The 15,644-nt window shown below is 33.8% G+C and carries 12 protein-coding genes, 1 pseudogene and 1 riboswitch; of the genes and pseudogenes, 7 read left to right on the plus strand and 6 right to left on the minus strand.

The window, feature by feature from the left end:
- Positions 1–458: 458 nt before the first annotated feature.
- From OXU93_RS06410 to OXU93_RS06420, 3 genes are all read right to left on the minus strand, one after another.
- Positions 459–689, minus strand: coding sequence for a riboflavin synthase subunit alpha (locus OXU93_RS06410; RefSeq protein ID WP_267383352.1), 231 nt, complete (start codon positions 687–689; stop codon positions 459–461).
- Positions 690–726: 37 nt separating this feature from the next.
- A riboswitch (Glutamine riboswitch) is annotated at positions 727–804 on the minus strand.
- Positions 805–1,262: 458 nt separating this feature from the next.
- Complete coding sequence (locus OXU93_RS06415; protein ID WP_267383353.1) at positions 1,263–1,952, minus strand: riboflavin synthase; 690 nt, start codon at positions 1,950–1,952, stop codon at positions 1,263–1,265.
- 707 nt (positions 1,953–2,659) lie between these two features.
- On the minus strand, positions 2,660–2,965 hold the full coding sequence (locus tag OXU93_RS06420) for a hypothetical protein (protein WP_267383354.1): 306 nt from the start codon (positions 2,963–2,965) through the stop codon (positions 2,660–2,662).
- A gap of 323 nt (positions 2,966–3,288) precedes the next feature.
- On the opposite strand from OXU93_RS06420, the gene acsF reads away from it, so the two are divergent.
- The 5 genes and pseudogenes from acsF to OXU93_RS06445 all read left to right on the plus strand — a co-directional run bounded on the left by acsF (position 3,289) and on the right by OXU93_RS06445 (position 8,826).
- Positions 3,289–4,368: a magnesium-protoporphyrin IX monomethyl ester (oxidative) cyclase gene (acsF, locus tag OXU93_RS06425; protein WP_267383356.1), complete on the plus strand. Its 1,080-nt coding sequence runs from the start codon at positions 3,289–3,291 to the stop codon at positions 4,366–4,368.
- A 187-nt stretch (positions 4,369–4,555) separates the two neighbouring features.
- Complete coding sequence (gene hisA / locus OXU93_RS06430; protein ID WP_267383357.1) at positions 4,556–5,329, plus strand: 1-(5-phosphoribosyl)-5-[(5-phosphoribosylamino)methylideneamino]imidazole-4-carboxamide isomerase; 774 nt, start codon at positions 4,556–4,558, stop codon at positions 5,327–5,329.
- Positions 5,330–5,473: 144 nt separating this feature from the next.
- Positions 5,474–5,866: a 30S ribosome-binding factor RbfA gene (rbfA, locus tag OXU93_RS06435; protein WP_267383358.1), complete on the plus strand. Its 393-nt coding sequence runs from the start codon at positions 5,474–5,476 to the stop codon at positions 5,864–5,866.
- 5 nt (positions 5,867–5,871) lie between these two features.
- Positions 5,872–7,494: a glycoside hydrolase family 3 N-terminal domain-containing protein gene (locus OXU93_RS06440; protein ID WP_267383359.1), complete on the plus strand. Its 1,623-nt coding sequence runs from the start codon at positions 5,872–5,874 to the stop codon at positions 7,492–7,494.
- A gap of 268 nt (positions 7,495–7,762) precedes the next feature.
- Positions 7,763–8,826: pseudogene (locus tag OXU93_RS06445) on the plus strand (S-(hydroxymethyl)glutathione dehydrogenase/class III alcohol dehydrogenase).
- A 74-nt stretch (positions 8,827–8,900) separates the two neighbouring features.
- Here the strand turns inward: OXU93_RS06445 and OXU93_RS06450 are convergent.
- Both OXU93_RS06450 and rlmN read right to left on the minus strand, forming a co-directional pair.
- Positions 8,901–9,668: a hypothetical protein gene (locus OXU93_RS06450; RefSeq protein WP_267383360.1), complete on the minus strand. Its 768-nt coding sequence runs from the start codon at positions 9,666–9,668 to the stop codon at positions 8,901–8,903.
- A gap of 840 nt (positions 9,669–10,508) precedes the next feature.
- On the minus strand, positions 10,509–11,534 hold the full coding sequence (gene rlmN / locus OXU93_RS06455) for a 23S rRNA (adenine(2503)-C(2))-methyltransferase RlmN (RefSeq protein ID WP_267383361.1): 1,026 nt from the start codon (positions 11,532–11,534) through the stop codon (positions 10,509–10,511).
- A 629-nt stretch (positions 11,535–12,163) separates the two neighbouring features.
- On the opposite strand from rlmN, the gene remA reads away from it, so the two are divergent.
- Entirely contained in the window at positions 12,164–12,433 is a 270-nt protein-coding gene (remA, locus tag OXU93_RS06460; RefSeq protein WP_267383362.1) for an extracellular matrix/biofilm regulator RemA, read from the plus strand.
- A gap of 14 nt (positions 12,434–12,447) precedes the next feature.
- Positions 12,448–13,011 (plus strand): guanylate kinase, encoded by a 564-nt coding sequence (gene gmk / locus OXU93_RS06465; RefSeq protein WP_267383364.1) that lies wholly within the window; start codon positions 12,448–12,450, stop codon positions 13,009–13,011.
- A gap of 922 nt (positions 13,012–13,933) precedes the next feature.
- Here gmk and OXU93_RS06470 read toward each other — a convergent pair.
- Positions 13,934–15,181 carry an HhoA/HhoB/HtrA family serine endopeptidase gene (locus OXU93_RS06470; protein ID WP_267383366.1) on the minus strand — a complete coding sequence of 416 codons (1,248 nt, stop codon included), beginning with the start codon at positions 15,179–15,181 and terminating at the stop codon, positions 13,934–13,936.
- Between the last annotated feature and the right edge of the window lie 463 nt (positions 15,182–15,644).

Raw genomic sequence — 15,644 nt, forward strand, 5'->3', positions numbered from 1 at the left:
ATCTATGGATCTTCTTTACAGATGAAATGATATGTCTAATAAATCATGATGAGCATCAACTTTTTTGTAGCAAAGTTGAAGAAATAATCTATTGGTTCTCAAGTAATAAGTCAAGTCTCTATAATTATAGGGTATAGTAATAGTATTTGATAGAAAGAGTTGATCTGTAAAAAACTAGAAATTACAAAGTAAAGAAGATTTCGATCTATATAACACATCTCTAATAAAAGAATAGCAATCTAGTTCAACGACTGGAAGTTTTATTTTGTAACTCTCTGTAGTTAAAAATTTTATTTTTTATAAAAGTTAAGCTTTCACAGGAATAAAACACTATCAAAATAAAATTATCGGAAGTTGTTGACTCCTAACCTATCAAATCTAGTCTAGAAGAGCTCTAAGTTTTTAGAGATTTTATTCTTAGCCTTTATTCAGTCGAGATGATATCGTGATTGAAATTTTTAGCCGTGGGTTGATTCTTTAGTAGTTTTATTGTTGAGTCTATCAATTATAAAAATAGGAATTGCTAAGATAGCGAGCTTAAGAATCCAAGGTGCAACAATTAAAGTTAAGAGAGTAGACACAGTAGCAGTGCATCCCATGGCTGCCCTAAAAACATCTTCTTTAGCATTAAAGCTGAGAAAAACAGACACTGAAGCAATCGTCAAAGTAATTAAAGCAAATATAAGCATCTACGTGTTTTTACCTCATTAATGTTCTATAGGTTGTCTTGCGTTCCTTCAGTTTCCCTAACTTACTTCCGTCTCTTCACAACCTCTTTCTGTTAGCTATGTCGAGATGAACGATGATGTGCCGAATTTCATCTCTTACTAAGCTACATAAGTTTCAACACAAATGTCAACTCCTGGTAAAAATTTATTATTTTTTTTCAGTTTAGTTAGATTTTTATTGAGAATAATAGTCAAAAAGCGAATCTGAAAGCAGACTATTTGAAGACGCAATATTAAAATCTATCTATTAATAAGTACATAAATTTAAAATAAGGTCAAAAATCCAAAGTAGAAAGGGTTTTATATGAAGGGTGATTGTCAATAGATTGGATAGTCTATAAATTCAGCTATTAATAACACTTGAGTAATAATTGTTTGGGAATATTATTAATAGACAATTGTAAGATTCCCAAGGAGTGGAAGATAGCAAAAAAATTATGATTTTTAAATTTAAAAGATGCTCTATAGGTAATACACTAATTGCCAGACTATAACTACAATCTCATATTTATAATTAGAATCTTGTTTGGATAACTAGATATAACCATGTTTTGAAAGAAAGATTGGATTAATATCTTGATCAGTTGGATAAGAATTTGAAGATTGTCCTAATAATCTGGCAACGTATTTACCTAATATATCTCCTTCAATATTTACCCAGTCCCCGCTCTTAAGATAAGAGAGATTAGTTTGACTATAAGTATGGGGAATAACTGCAACTTTAAACCAATGCTCTTTAGAATTATATTCAGCAATTGTTAAACTGATACCATCGACTGCCACACTGCCTTTAGGCAAAAGATACCGTTCAATATTTTCTTGCCAATGTCTTAGAAGAGAAGGAGGGGCGGCAAAGAACATCTCCCAAGATTTTTCAGTAGTGATCATCTCTACAAAACAACCTACTCCATCAACATGTCCAGTAACAAAATGTCCACCTAGTTTGCTACCAACGCGTAAAGAAGATTCTACATTGACATAACTGGCAGTTTGAACTTGTTTACCTAGAGTTGTTCTCTGTAGAGTTTCTGGAGAAGCAGTAGCTATAAATCCATCAGAGGTTATCTCTTCAACAGTCAAACAAACTCCATTAATAGCTACACTATCTCCCAGGGCGAGGTCCATCCAGGTATCGGTTGTCCTACCATCTTTTAGAGAAAGAATAAAGCGATCAGCTCCATGTGGACGCATTGTACCAAGGCCTTGAATTAATCCAGTGAACACGACTCTTCAAAAATAACTTTTAGATCTGTTTGTATCTTTTCTTGAGATCATTATAATCGATCTAAGCGGTTGGTAAATTTTAGTTAAAGTAAATCTACAAAATCAAGTCCAGTTAAAACTTTAATTTTATAGCGAAGATACGCAAGTCAATATACTTTATAAAACTTAAAAACATTCAGGACACTTTTAACCTGATATTTATAAAATATTACTTAGTTCTGAACTGTATTTTGATATTGAGCTATATAATCACTATACTTTATTTATAAATTTTTTAATAAATTTAAGAAAAATTTAAGAAAAGTAAACTACTTTAAGTAAGAACATTTATTTAACTGTTGTTTATCGACTGATTGGAATGTAAGATAAATTTATAATGTTACTAGTAATATATTTACTAAGGACTCAATTTAAAATAGTCTTCTCTTAGTTTATCTTATTACAATCTACTATGATCTTTTTAAAATAAACACATAACATTAAGATAGCAATACTCTGTAAATTACCTTTAATTACTTAATCATACTCGATAAAGGTAACTTTACTAGATTAGGAATATACTACTCGAGAATAGATCAAATGACAATAGAAAGAATTAGTGTTGACTAAGTTAATGCAGAACATTTATTCGAACAATGAGATTAGAATAATTACAAAATACCGAAGAACAATAACAGGGTTAAAATACAAAACCCTATCTATTTAGATTAAAATTCAGCAAAAGGAAGACGACGAGTTGGCCTTTGAACATCTCCTAATCGACTATCATTGATTTCTAAGGTATTGTTCAGTTTTTCAATCTTAGTTTGATAAGCATCTAAACCCAGTCCATTGGAATTGTAGGGTTCTGCTTGCGTGTAATCTGCATACCTACCCCCAACAGACCAATTCCAATCGCTAAGAATTCTAGGTTCAACTTTGCCAAGATCCTTAGCTGAAGGCTCTGTTTCAGAGGCGATTACAGTTGCTATCAGAGAAAAAATTAAGCTAATCGATAACAAAATAATTTTCATGGCTATGTAGTCATTTTCTTTATTTTTAATGTGAAATAATTTACTTTTACCTCTAGAAAGTTTAAGACGAACGGCAAAATGTCTACTTCCCCTAAACGGGTGAGATTAAGGAACGCTCTTAACTGGTTTTTATTACTTTTGTCTTAAAAAGTTCTCAATTGATTAAAATAGCCATTAAATTTTAGTTAACATCCAGTATTAATTACATTTATTTACGAGATTAAAAATAGCGCTAAATATTAGCATTCTGTAACACTTCATATAGCCAAAGAGGTGCCTTTGGCTATATATTTTTATATGACTATTCAGTTGTATAAAGGGTCATGGTCAATACATTAGGTAAAGTTACTCCAACACAAGTAGGATCAACAACTAAAGTCCCTGTCAAAGAAACTCTTCTCACCCCGCGTTTTTACACAACAGATTTTGAAACTGCTGCAAATCTATCTCTGACAGAACAAGAAAGAGAATTAAACGCGATGTTGACGGAGATGAGAAAAGACTACAATCGTCAACATTTTGTCCGCGATGAAGAATTCAATACAGGTTCTTGGGACCATTTAGACGAAGTAGTAAAAAAAGGATTTATCGAATATCTTGAACGATCTTGTCTCTCGGAATTTTCTGGGTTCCTTTTGTTTAAAGAACTTTCCCGAAAACTGAAAGGACGTAGCCATGTCTTATCAGAAATATTTCACTTGATGGCGCGGGATGAGGCGCGTCATGCTGGATTTTTAAATAAGGCAATGGCTGACTTTAACTCATCTCTAGATTTAGGGAAAATAACGAAAACCCGTACCTATACCTTTTTCCCTTTAGAATGGGTCATTTATACTGTCTATCTATCTGAAAAAATTGGATATTGGCGTTATATTATTATTTTTAATCATCTAGAAAAACATCCTGAAAAGAAATTTTATCCTATTTTTAAAAAGTTTGAGAATTGGTGTCAAGATGAAAATCGTCACGGGGACATTTTTGCCGCATTGTTACGCTCTCAACCTAAACTGTGGAACACTTGGCAATCCAGATTATGGAGTCGTTTTTTCCTCTTATCTGTCTTTGTGACTCATACCTTGACCGTTCATGAAAGAACTGATTTTTATGAGTCTTTAGGATTAAACGCCACAGAATTTGATCAAGAAGTGATTCGTAAGACGAATCAAACATCAGCACGAGCATTCCCCAGTATTCTTGATGTGGATAGTCCTGAATTTTATCCTCGTTTACAACGATGTTCTGAGCGTAACTTAAAGATGAAAGCTATCGGAGAAAGTGATGCTCCTAGAATTGTAAAGTTTTTAAGTAAATTGCCGTTAATTATTGGAATCATTGGAGATTTGTTGCGAATTTATTTGCTTAAACCTATAGATGCAGAAGCCTTACGAGGAACAATTTATTGATTTTTTATCCTAATAGGCTTAATTTTCTCTAGATACGTTTCCTACTGCGTATCTAGAGATGTCAGTGAAAGAACTAGAAGTAATCAAACTAGTTTTATGATCAGATTTTTGTCTCTAATATCTAATTGTGGAACTCTAAGGGATAATAAAAATTAAAGTAAATTAATCTGGCAATATAAATCAAAAAATGGATATTATCCCTGCAATCGACATTCTTGATGGACGTTGTGTCCGTCTTTATCAAGGTGATTACAAACAATCCCAAATCTACAGTGAAAATCCAGTGGAAATAGCCCACCGATGGGCAGATCTTGGGGCAACATGTCTTCACCTAGTAGACCTCGATGGGGCTAAACAAGGAACCCCTGTTAATCTAACTACTATTGAAAGTATTGTGAAATCTGTTGCTATCCCTGTTCAAGTAGGAGGAGGATTACGCAGTAGTCCTAGTATTGCTCAACTCTTAGCTTTAGGAGCTTCTACTGCGATTGTGGGAACTATTGCAGTAGAAGCTCCCACTTTAGTCCAAGAATTATGTCAAGAATTTCCTGGAAAAATTGCTGTAGGTATCGATGCACGTAATGGAAAAGTAGCTACACGAGGATGGTTAAAAACCTCAGAAATATTAGCAACAGATCTTGCCCAACAAATGGTAGGATTCGGGGCTACATCTATTATTTATACCGATATTCATCGGGATGGAACTCTAGTTGGTCCTAACTGCAAAGCCCTACGAGAATTGGCAAGTCACGTTGAGATTCCAGTTATTGCATCGGGGGGAGTAAGTTCTTTGACTGATTTATTAGGGTTACTTTCTTTGGAAGCTTTGGGAGTAAAGGGTGTAATCATAGGAAAGGCCTTATACACAGGGAATCTCAATTTGGCAGAGGCCCTTCGGGCTGTTGGTCCTGGACGTTGGCAAGATATTCCTCCTAATTTGGAATCTTCGGCTTTAGGATAATCCTTCAATTGAGTAAAATCAATAAGAATTATCTTGCCTAATCAGAACAGTAATATGTTGATATCTTTAGAGACAATAGAGTTGTCAACTTGGGACATTCTGCCTAGATTTTGTCCCATAATTTCAGAATAGTAGAGGACAATAATGGCTACCAGTCGTCGAGTTTCTCGCGTTTCCTCATTGATAAAACGTGAAGTTAGTCAAATGTTACTCCACGATATCAAAGATGACCGCGTGGGGATGGGAATGGTTAGTGTTACATCAGTTGATGTATCAGGAGACTTACAATATGCCAGAATCTTCGTCAGTATTTACGGGAGCGAACATGCTCAACTGGAAACCATGGCTGGACTACAATCGTCCGTAGGATTTGTTCGTCGAGAATTGGGACAGCGAATGCGACTACGACGCACTCCGGAAGTGATCTTCCTTCAAGATCTTTCCTTAGAAAGAGGAAATCAAATGGTTCATCTGCTCGATCAAATTAAGGAAACTCTTCCTGAGGAAAATGAACTCGACCAAGAGGAGAATAATTAACCACTGTGACTAACTTATCATCCCATTGGACCAACGAAACCCTTAAACAACAAATTGGACAAATGATAGTGGTTCGTGCATCTGGTCATCTATTTGATCAGCAAATTCGTTATCCTACTTGGGAGGCTCCTAATGCTCAATTACACCATTGGTTACAAACCTTGAATTTAGGAGGAGTTATATTATTGGGGGGTACTGGGGCCGAATTGTCTCTAAGGACCCAACAGCTACAACAGTGGTCAAAGACTCCCCTGTTGATAGCTGCTGATATTGAAGAGGGCGTGGGACAAAGATTTTCAGGAGCTACCTGGTTTCCTCCCCCAATGGCGCTAGGGTCTATTGCCAAACGAGACTTAGGTCAAGCGATCAGATGTGCGACTCAAATGGGTGTAACTACCGCTCAAGAAGCTCTCTCTATTGGGATTAATTGGATCTTGGCTCCCATAGTCGATGTTAATAATAACTCAGAAAATCCGGTAATCAATATACGGTCTTTTAGTAATGATCCTGAAATTGTTAGTCACTTAGCAACAGCGTTTATAGACGGGGCTAAAACCTATAAAGTTTTAACTACTGTTAAGCATTTTCCCGGACACGGAGATACTAGTACAGATTCTCATCTAGATTTACCAATCATACCTCATAAAATGAGTCGACTGGCTGAGGTGGAATTAGTTCCTTTTAAAAAAGCAATAGAGGCTGGTATCGATAGTGTTATGACCGCTCACTTGTTGATTAAGGCTTGGGATGAACAAAAGCCCGCAACTCTTTCTAAAAAGATCCTAACAGGTCAACTACGAGAAAAGTTGGGTTTTGAAGGGCTAATTGTTACTGATGCTTTAGTAATGGGAGGAGTAGCTAATTATGCTTCTTCTGAAGAAGTGGCGGTGATGGCGGTGGAAGCAGGTGCTGATATTTTATTAATGCCTAATAATCCTGAAAAAACTATTGAAGCAATTTATCAAGCGGTAGAGTCAGGGCGCATTACTTCTGAGAGAATTGAAGCCTCTCTAGCTAGAATTTGGCATGCTAAACAAAAAACATCGACTACTTTTTATTCTTTCGATAATCAGCCTCTATCTTCCTTAAATCAATTATCTCAACCTAGGGCTAAACAAACAGTTACTCATGTTCTCCAATATTCAGGGGAGAAAGGAGGAAACTTACCTCTAAAGAGTAAATACAGACGACGCAATTTAATTGTAGTGGATGATCTACTTAATTGTAATTTTTTAGATCGTCAGACCCCTGCTGTCATTATCCCTGAACGGCTAGGATATAATTTACAATTAGTTGACGAAAATACTCTCAATTTTGTCTTAGAGGATAATCGTAAAACTCTATTACAAGTATTTGTTAGAGGAAATCCATTTCGGGGAAATGCAGGATTAACTGATAGAGCACAGAAGACTTATAAAAAATTATTAAAGTACAAGATAGTTAAGGGATTAATTGTTTATGGGAGCCCTTATGTTAAGGATTGGTTTCTTAGCGAGACTAAGGTTGTCAAAGAGAATTTACCTTGGGTATTTTCTTATGGACAAATGACAGAAGCCCAGAATATATCTTGTAATACATTATTTGGGCTATCGGAGATTTCATGCAATCTAAAGGACACTTTTCTTTAATTAACAACTATTTTAAAAAATTGGCTGCATAATATATTTAATTTATGAAAAACAACTAGAATTTATCTGAACGGACACATTTTTTACTTTGTTCACAAACAGTTTTGTTAGTTATAGCGCTCAAGTGTACAATTTGTTATCCCGGTGCTGTATCAACGAATCAAATGAATTACTGTTAGGAAGCAATAGTCCCTTTAAAGAATTGGGAGTCTTCTCTTCAGCATTGCCATACCACTAACCAAAAATTGGCAACCGTAATTATAACATTATGGATGTCAAAGCATCTGTTACCTTTGAGGCTGGTAAACCTCTCAGTATCGAAACAGTACAAGTCTAAGGACCAAAAAAAGGGGAGATTTTAGTAGAAGTTAAAGCTACTGGAGTTTGTCACACTGATGCCTATACCTTATCCGGGAAAGATCTTGAAGGTCTCTTTCCCGTCATTCTCGGACATGAAGGGGTAGGAGTTGTGGTTGAGTTAGGGGAGGGGGTAACCAGCCTCAAACCAGGCGATCATGTTATACTACTCTGTGTCCCTGAATGTCGTCAGTGTAAATACTGTTTAAGCCTTAAAACTAATCTATGTCAGGCAATTCGTTCAACTCAGGGACGGGGAGTTATGCCTGACGGTACCAGCCGTTTCTCCATAGGCAAAAAGTCCATCTACCACTATATGGGAACTTCTACTTTTGCTAACTACACTATAGTTCCAGAAATTTCGCTAGCAAAAATTCGTAAAGATGCCCCTTTCGAGAAGATTTGTTACATTGGCTGTGGGGTAACAACGGAAATTAGTGTAGTAGTCAATACAGCTAAGATTGAGCCTGGTTCTAATGTAGTAGTGTTTGGGCTAGGATGCGTTGGCTTGAATGTGATCCAAGGAGCGAAAATAGTTGGAGCTAATGGACGTTTGGCATACCCCATTTCGTTAATCCCACGGAAATTGATGGTGATTTAGTAGGACACTTAGTAGAGTTAACTAAAGGAGGAGCAGATTATAGTTTTGAATGCATTGGTAATGTTAAAGTTATGCGACAAGCTTTGGAATGTTCCCATAAAGGTTGGGGCGTTTCTGCCGTTGTGGGAGTAGCCGGTGCAGATGAAGAGATTAGTACTCGTCCATTTCAATTGGCCACCGGACGAGTCTGGAAAGGAAGCGCATTTGGTGGTGCAAGAGGACGTACAGATGTTCCTAAAATTGTTGATTGGTATATGGATGGTAGAATTAACATTGATGATTTAATCACCAATATCATGCCTTTGGAAGAGATTAACAAGGCGTTTGATCTAATGCAAAGGGGTGAATCTATCCGAAGTGTTATTACATTCTAAAAATTAATGAGTCAATAAGTTAAAGTCTCGAAATTAAATTCCCAAAAAATTGATTACACCAAGAATACATATAATTAACTGTCTTTTGACTCCTGTTTTTTTAACTCATCTTCAGGAATATGTTCTAACATTCTCTCTATCAGATCTTGCATGACAAAGTTTTCATTTCCATTCCAACGTTCTAAAGTTTCAATGTGTTTCATTTTCAGGGCAAGGTTGAGAACCTCTATACCTCCACCGTGTATATTAATACTCAATTCCTCAGTTTCAGGTAAAGGAAGTTTGCTCTTTTCTTTGAAATAAGTATCAATTGCTGCACTTCTCTTTTCAGGATCATCATGTTGATTTTCAATTTCCATTAACTCTTTTTCTAAAAGTTCAGCATTACGGATACAAACATCATCTCGCTCAAAGAAATCATCATAATTAGGTATAGAAAGTTGAGTATGAGGGGGGGTAGTAAACAATTTATTAACAATTCGTAGTCGAGTAGGTTCGGCTACCCGCCAGTTAATTCTTTTAGTAAAAAAATTAAGAGCCTTAATCACTCGTTCAAAAGAACGCAATTCTAATAACATTTCTCGATCAGTCTTAAAAATAAAATAGCCTATAATAATTGGATGTTTTTCTTTAGGGATTTTGTTATATGAAATTTCAAACTTTATTTTTTCTGCTTCAGCTTTATAGAACCAAACCCAGCACTTACGTGCTGGGTCATACTCCACACATTTCAGTTTCTTAAAAACTCCTAAAATAGTTTTTTTATTAGTAACTTTGTAGTAAATTCTTACTGGTTGAAAAGGTTCTCCGGTGATGTTTGTGACTAGCAATTCTTCTGACATAAATCAATTCAAAGTTGATTGTTGATAATTAATAGTTGGTGCTTGATTTGTTACCGTATTCTGATGATATCAGGTTGTATCCATATACGTCAACAATGATACGATTTGGATTATATACAACATTGATAGGTATTTAGTTTTAGAACAACTATTTTAGAATAATCAATAGTCTTTATCTTTTTTTATAGTATTCAGTAGAATATGTTATACTAATTTACATCTATCTAACTGTATTCATGTCTATTCTAAGACAAATGTTTTTTGTATTAGTTTTTTAATATATTCCATCTCTTTTATTACTATATATAAACTGAAAAAATATTCTTAGACAAAATAGCAACATTTCATTAATTTATTTTATGTTAAGCTACATTTAGCTAGAATTTTATTCTATTAATTTATAAATTTGTTTACTGCTAGATTCTTATTTATTTTATTTTAATCAATGAATTTAATATCTTCTACTGTGTTATGTTGCTTAAACAGCATACAACTATATCACTGTAGTAATATAGTTGTATTATATGTCTATTTTGTTAATATATTTATCTAAAACTGAGTTAAGTTAATTACAAATAAACTTATACAAAAATTAATTAAACTCTTTATATTTTTATAGTACAAAAAGTATTTACAATTTTAAATACTTCTATTTGATTGTTTGTTACAAGTTTCAAGAAAGTTTTTACCTCAAGACAAACCATTATAAATAAAATCAAAAAAAATTAGAGTTATAATTTTTTTTGATTTTATTTATAATGGTTTGTCTTGAAATTAATTTAATGCCTATTATTCTCTTGGTAAATTAGTAGCAGTATTAAATGCTGCTACTAATTTATTTTAAAACGAGTCTGAATATCGTAACTGTCCACAAGCAGCGTTAGCTTCTAATCCTCGTGAATAGCGAATACTAACAGCGATTTTTTGTTGTTTAAGAATATTGACAAAAGTTTGAGTTTTATCCTGACTAGGACGTTGATAGTTAGCTCCTTCAATAGGATTATAAGGTATCAAATTAACATGACTTTGAAATCCCCGTAATTTATTAGCTAATTCAATAGCATGATAAGAAAAATTATTAACTCCCTCTAACAAGATATATTCAAAAGTTATTCGCCGTCGAGTGATTTCAACATATTTCCTGCAATCTTCTAATAATTGCTTTATGGGATAAGAGCTCGCACTGGGGATTAATTTTTCTCGCAAGGCTTGGTTAGAAGCATGAAGACTGATAGCAAAAGTAACTTGCAGGTGCTGGTTAGCTAATTTAATAATCTTTTGAGGCAGTCCTACAGTAGAAATAGTCAATGATCGCTGACTAATCTGCATATCTTGATTAAGAATTTTTATAGCGGAGATTACCGCTTCGAAGTTAAGTAACGGTTCTCCCATTCCCATGAAGACAACATGACTTACTCTCCGCTGAAAATCTTTTTGAACTGTTAAAACTTGATCCACGATTTCATGAGCTTTAAGATTACGATCATAGCCTCCCTTTCCCGTAGCACAAAAGTTGCAAGCCATGGGGCACCCTACCTGAGAAGAAACACAAACAGTTAGACGTTTAGTGGTGGGAATGCCAACAACTTCAATAATTAAGCCATCATCAAGAGATAATAAATATTTTCGAGTATTATCTTGAGAAATAGTACGATATTTGATTTTTGAACGACCAACAGGATAATTTTTCAGTTTTTCACGCCAAGTCTTTGGAAAAATATGGATTTCCTCTAGAGATCGTGCCCCTTTTTGATACAACCACTGATGAAGTTGTTTGCCTCGATAAGCTGGTTGTCCCTGTTGTTGTGCCCAATAGGTCAACTCTTCTAAAGATTTACCTAGAAGAGTTTCTTCTGTTGAAATCATTGGCTAATATCTATGAATTATAAATCTATGAATTGTAAAAATTACACCCTTTGAGTGTATCGTGCCATTCTGTAAGCTTTTTACTCACCACGAAAAAATAATCTAAGTAATTGTACAATGTGACGGATAAAACAATTTTATACTCAAAAACTGTTTATAAAAGAATTAAAGTCACATTTCATCGATATAAAGTAAGATTTGTACAATTCTGTCCTAGAATAAAGTAATTATTTGTTGATAACAAAGACAATCACTTTATTGTATTTGTATTTCTAGCAAAAATTTCTCTTGACTACAATTATCTTTCCGATACTGATATAAATTTTACAAAAACAAAGTTATCGTTAAGAGAATATTGATATCAAGACAACAATATATAATCCTATATATATGTTGAATATAGTAATTTTTAGAAAAAAATGACGGTTATAGGGAATCATAGCCACCATATTTATGGCATAACACAGAGATTACCTAAGACAATTAGGGAAAAAATTATGAGAAAAAGGTAAAAAAACTGAAAAATAAATGGTTATATAGGTTTTGACGTTGTAAGTCTTGATTTTTATCGATACCATTAGTAATGGTGGTTTATCAATTACTTCTCACACGGTACGTCCGTTAAAATTATGGAAAATATACAACTGATCAACATTGGGTTTGGGAACATCGTTTCTGCTAATCGAGTGATCGCAATTGTTAGCCCTGAATCAGCACCTATTAAGCGTATTATTACCGATGCGCGTGATCGAGGACAACTTATCGACGCTACTTATGGACGCCGAACCCGCGCAGTAATTATGACTGATTCAAGTCATGTGGTACTTTCAGCTATTCAGCCAGAAACCGTTGCCCATCGATTCGTCGTCAGCAAAGACACTCATGTTAACGGTAATTAAAGGTAAAATTCCCCATGCCATCAGGACAGCTTATAGTACTGACGGGGCCTAGTGGAGTTGGTAAAGGGACGCTCGTTCGTTCCTTACTAGCACGCCATAATGACCTTTATTTGTCTATCTCTGCTACTACCCGTTCTCCTCGTAGAGGAGAGATAGATGGAAAAGATTACTATTTTGTTACACGTTCCCAATTTAAAAAGATGATCGACCAGGGAGAATTATTAGAGTGGGCAGAATATGCTAACAATTGCTATGGTACTCCTCGTTTTGATATAGAAAAAAAACTTAACTCAGGGATAAAAGTATTATTAGAAATTGATGTAGTAGGAGCAAGAAATATTAAACAAACTTTTCCTGATGCTCTCAGAATTTTCGTTCTACCTCCATCTTTAGAGGAATTAGAGCGCCGTCTGAGGGGACGAGACAAGGACTCACAAGAAGCTATTACTTGTCGTCTAGAACAAGCTAAAAAAGAATTGATAGCTAGCAGAGAATTTAACCACATCATTGTTAATGATAACCTAAGTCAATCATTGCAAAAGTTTGAAAATATTATTTTTGCTATTGAGTTAAATTGAGGGTAAGTCAATTGTATATTCCTAACATTATGGACTTAATTTGTTTGTCGGTTTTATTTAAAGAATAAAGTCTCTACCTCAATATCGTCGTTTTTCAGCATTCAGTGTTTGCTAGGGATTTAGTAGCTAAATTCTTAGTGATAGTGGAAGTGTAATATTGATTTCACTGCATAGTGATAATTATCACGCCAAAATCTAAGACTTTAGCAATCAAAGAACTATTAACTTTACTACCTTATTATGTTTATAGTTGAATAATATAATTTCTTTTCTTTCATAAGAATTATCTTGTTTGTACGAAGAAATTATTATCATATACGGTTAATATATAAAAATATTTAAGAAGATATTATGAAATCTAGTCCATAATAATTTCTATCTGCTATCAAGGATATTAATCAATAATATTGATACAAACCAACAATGTAGTTTACAAAAATTTCTAAATTTTTTTATAAAATTTAATACTTACAGAATAAACTTTATAAAGTCAAAAATATAAACATACATTCTAGTCGATACTTAGTTATTGACTGTAAAGTTCGTGATAGTACAAAATGTATAAAAATTTTGATAAGTTAATTATTATCAGGTGATTATCTGATTAATGGAATGTTGTCACAGACTAAGAAAGTATCTCTCTAACACAAAAAGAAAAGCAATACTAATTAACATAAAATAAACTTTGCACCTCCTAGCAAACTTTTTTAGATAATTCTTAATCTTTTACAAAATTGATGAAAGTAATAAGTCACCCCTGCAAAAAACAAATCCACCGATAACTTTTTCTGTATTTTAAATTATCTGAGGTGGTTTACTACTGGAATTACCAATGATTAGTACTACTTTTCGATATTAGAATGTAATAGCATACCAGATTAGCTAATTACCAATAATGAGAGTATTCATTATTGGTAATTAGCTAATCTGGCAATATTCCAACTTTAATATTTAAATTTAGCAAGTTTCCATTTCGTTCAATTTGTAATTGTAACGTCTCCCCAACTTTGGCTTTTTCCACAGTTTTTTGCACTTCCCCAGGATTATTTAGGAGATGTTCCCCAATCCCTTGAAGAACATCTCCTGCTTTTAATCCTGCTTGCTCAGCAGGGGAATCGGACACAACTTTGGTAATCAACACCCCTTGATCTGTTGTGAGATTCAATCCTTGGCTTTCTTGTAGTTTTCTTTTAATCTCAGGTGTGATTTCTACCATTTGAATTCCTAAGAATGGGTGTTCTACTTTCCCATGTTCAATTAATTCATTAGCAATTCTTTTTGCTTTATTAATAGGAATTGCAAACCCAATCCCTTGCGCATTTTGAATAATAGCGGTATTTATGCCAATGACTTGTCCGTCAGAATTAAGTAAAGGTCCCCCTGAATTACCAGGATTAATTGCTGCATCGGTTTGGATAAATTCAATTCGTTTATCACGTACTCCAACTTGAGAACTCAATCGTCTTGTTGCACTAATAATTCCAGTTGTGACTGTATTATCCAGTCCTAGAGGATTGCCAATCGCAATCGCCCATTCTCCTACCTGAAGATCATCGGAATTTCCTTGTTGTACTTTAGGTAAATCATTGGCCTCAATTTGAATGACAGCTACATCTGTTAAAGTATCAGTTCCTAACACTGCACCTTCAAACGTGCGACCGTCTTTTAAAGTAACAGTTACCTCTTTTGTACCTGCAACAACGTGGGCATTAGTAAGAATTTTTCCATCCTTGCTTAATATAAAGCCCGACCCTGTCCCCCTTTCAATTTTTTCCTGCGGAACTCCGGGAATTTCAGATCTAAAAAAGCGGCGAAAAAATGGATCATCAAAAACCAGAGGAATCTCATTTGTGACTGTTCTAGAGGCATCAATACGAACAACAGCAGGCCCTACTTTATTAACAACATCAGTTACAAAATTTCCGTTATTTTGAGAGAGAATAAATTGCTCAGAAGATTCATCAATCTGAGATTTTTCAATCTGAGATTTTTCTGTTAGTTCACTATTTTTTGCTAAGAACTTAGTTTTACTTATAGTAAAAGTTCCCCCAGCACCTATTATAATTCCTAATAAGATTAAAGAAAGATAGGTTAAAGATGTTCTTAAAATATAATTTTTATATTTATTAGTAGGGTGTGAATGATCGATGTCCAGTGTATCGTTTTTCATAATAAATTTGACCCCTGATAGTTCGATAGTTATATAGTCCAATATTGTAAATAGTTTATTGTTTAAATAATCGCAAACAAAATAAGGACTGCTTACTGTCTAAGTATAGTAAGAACTATCTCAAGAATGTAACTCAATTCTAACAGATAATATATAGAGTGCAACTTAAAACATATATACAGCACCATAGCAATATATATATGTACTACTATTATGCCAATTTTAAAAAGATTTTAAGACTATAAGTATCAAAATTTGACAATACTAAGAATAGATTCACATTTGTTAAATAGAAAACATTTTTATAATAAAAATAGATGCTTATACTTTTATTATTTTTATATCGCCCAATCATTTTTTAAAAACTATATTTAACTTAGCTATTCAACAGTTTAAAATATTATTGTTTTTAGATTTAAGCAAAAATTATACTAAAAATACATGAATTAACTTATCTTGTAAA

The sequence above is a fragment of the Cyanobacterium sp. uoEpiScrs1 genome (genome assembly GCF_947331815.1).
Taxonomy (GTDB): domain Bacteria; phylum Cyanobacteriota; class Cyanobacteriia; order Cyanobacteriales; family Microcystaceae; genus Rippkaea.

Excerpts from the sequence above, each read along its gene's own strand:
- OXU93_RS06410 (WP_267383352.1), bottom strand. The coding sequence starts at position 689 with ATGCTTATATTTGCTTTAATTACTTTGACGATTGCTTCAGTGTCTGTT.
- OXU93_RS06420 (WP_267383354.1), bottom strand. The coding sequence starts at position 2,965 with ATGAAAATTATTTTGTTATCGATTAGCTTAATTTTTTCTCTGATAGCA.
- acsF (WP_267383356.1), top strand. The coding sequence starts at position 3,289 with ATGGTCAATACATTAGGTAAAGTTACTCCAACACAAGTAGGATCAACA.
- hisA (WP_267383357.1), top strand. The coding sequence starts at position 4,556 with ATGGATATTATCCCTGCAATCGACATTCTTGATGGACGTTGTGTCCGT.
- rbfA (WP_267383358.1), top strand. The coding sequence starts at position 5,474 with ATGGCTACCAGTCGTCGAGTTTCTCGCGTTTCCTCATTGATAAAACGT.
- OXU93_RS06450 (WP_267383360.1), bottom strand. The coding sequence starts at position 9,668 with ATGTCAGAAGAATTGCTAGTCACAAACATCACCGGAGAACCTTTTCAA.
- rlmN (WP_267383361.1), bottom strand. The coding sequence starts at position 11,534 with ATGATTTCAACAGAAGAAACTCTTCTAGGTAAATCTTTAGAAGAGTTG.
- remA (WP_267383362.1), top strand. The coding sequence starts at position 12,164 with ATGGAAAATATACAACTGATCAACATTGGGTTTGGGAACATCGTTTCT.
- gmk (WP_267383364.1), top strand. The coding sequence starts at position 12,448 with ATGCCATCAGGACAGCTTATAGTACTGACGGGGCCTAGTGGAGTTGGT.
- OXU93_RS06470 (WP_267383366.1), bottom strand. The coding sequence starts at position 15,181 with ATGAAAAACGATACACTGGACATCGATCATTCACACCCTACTAATAAA.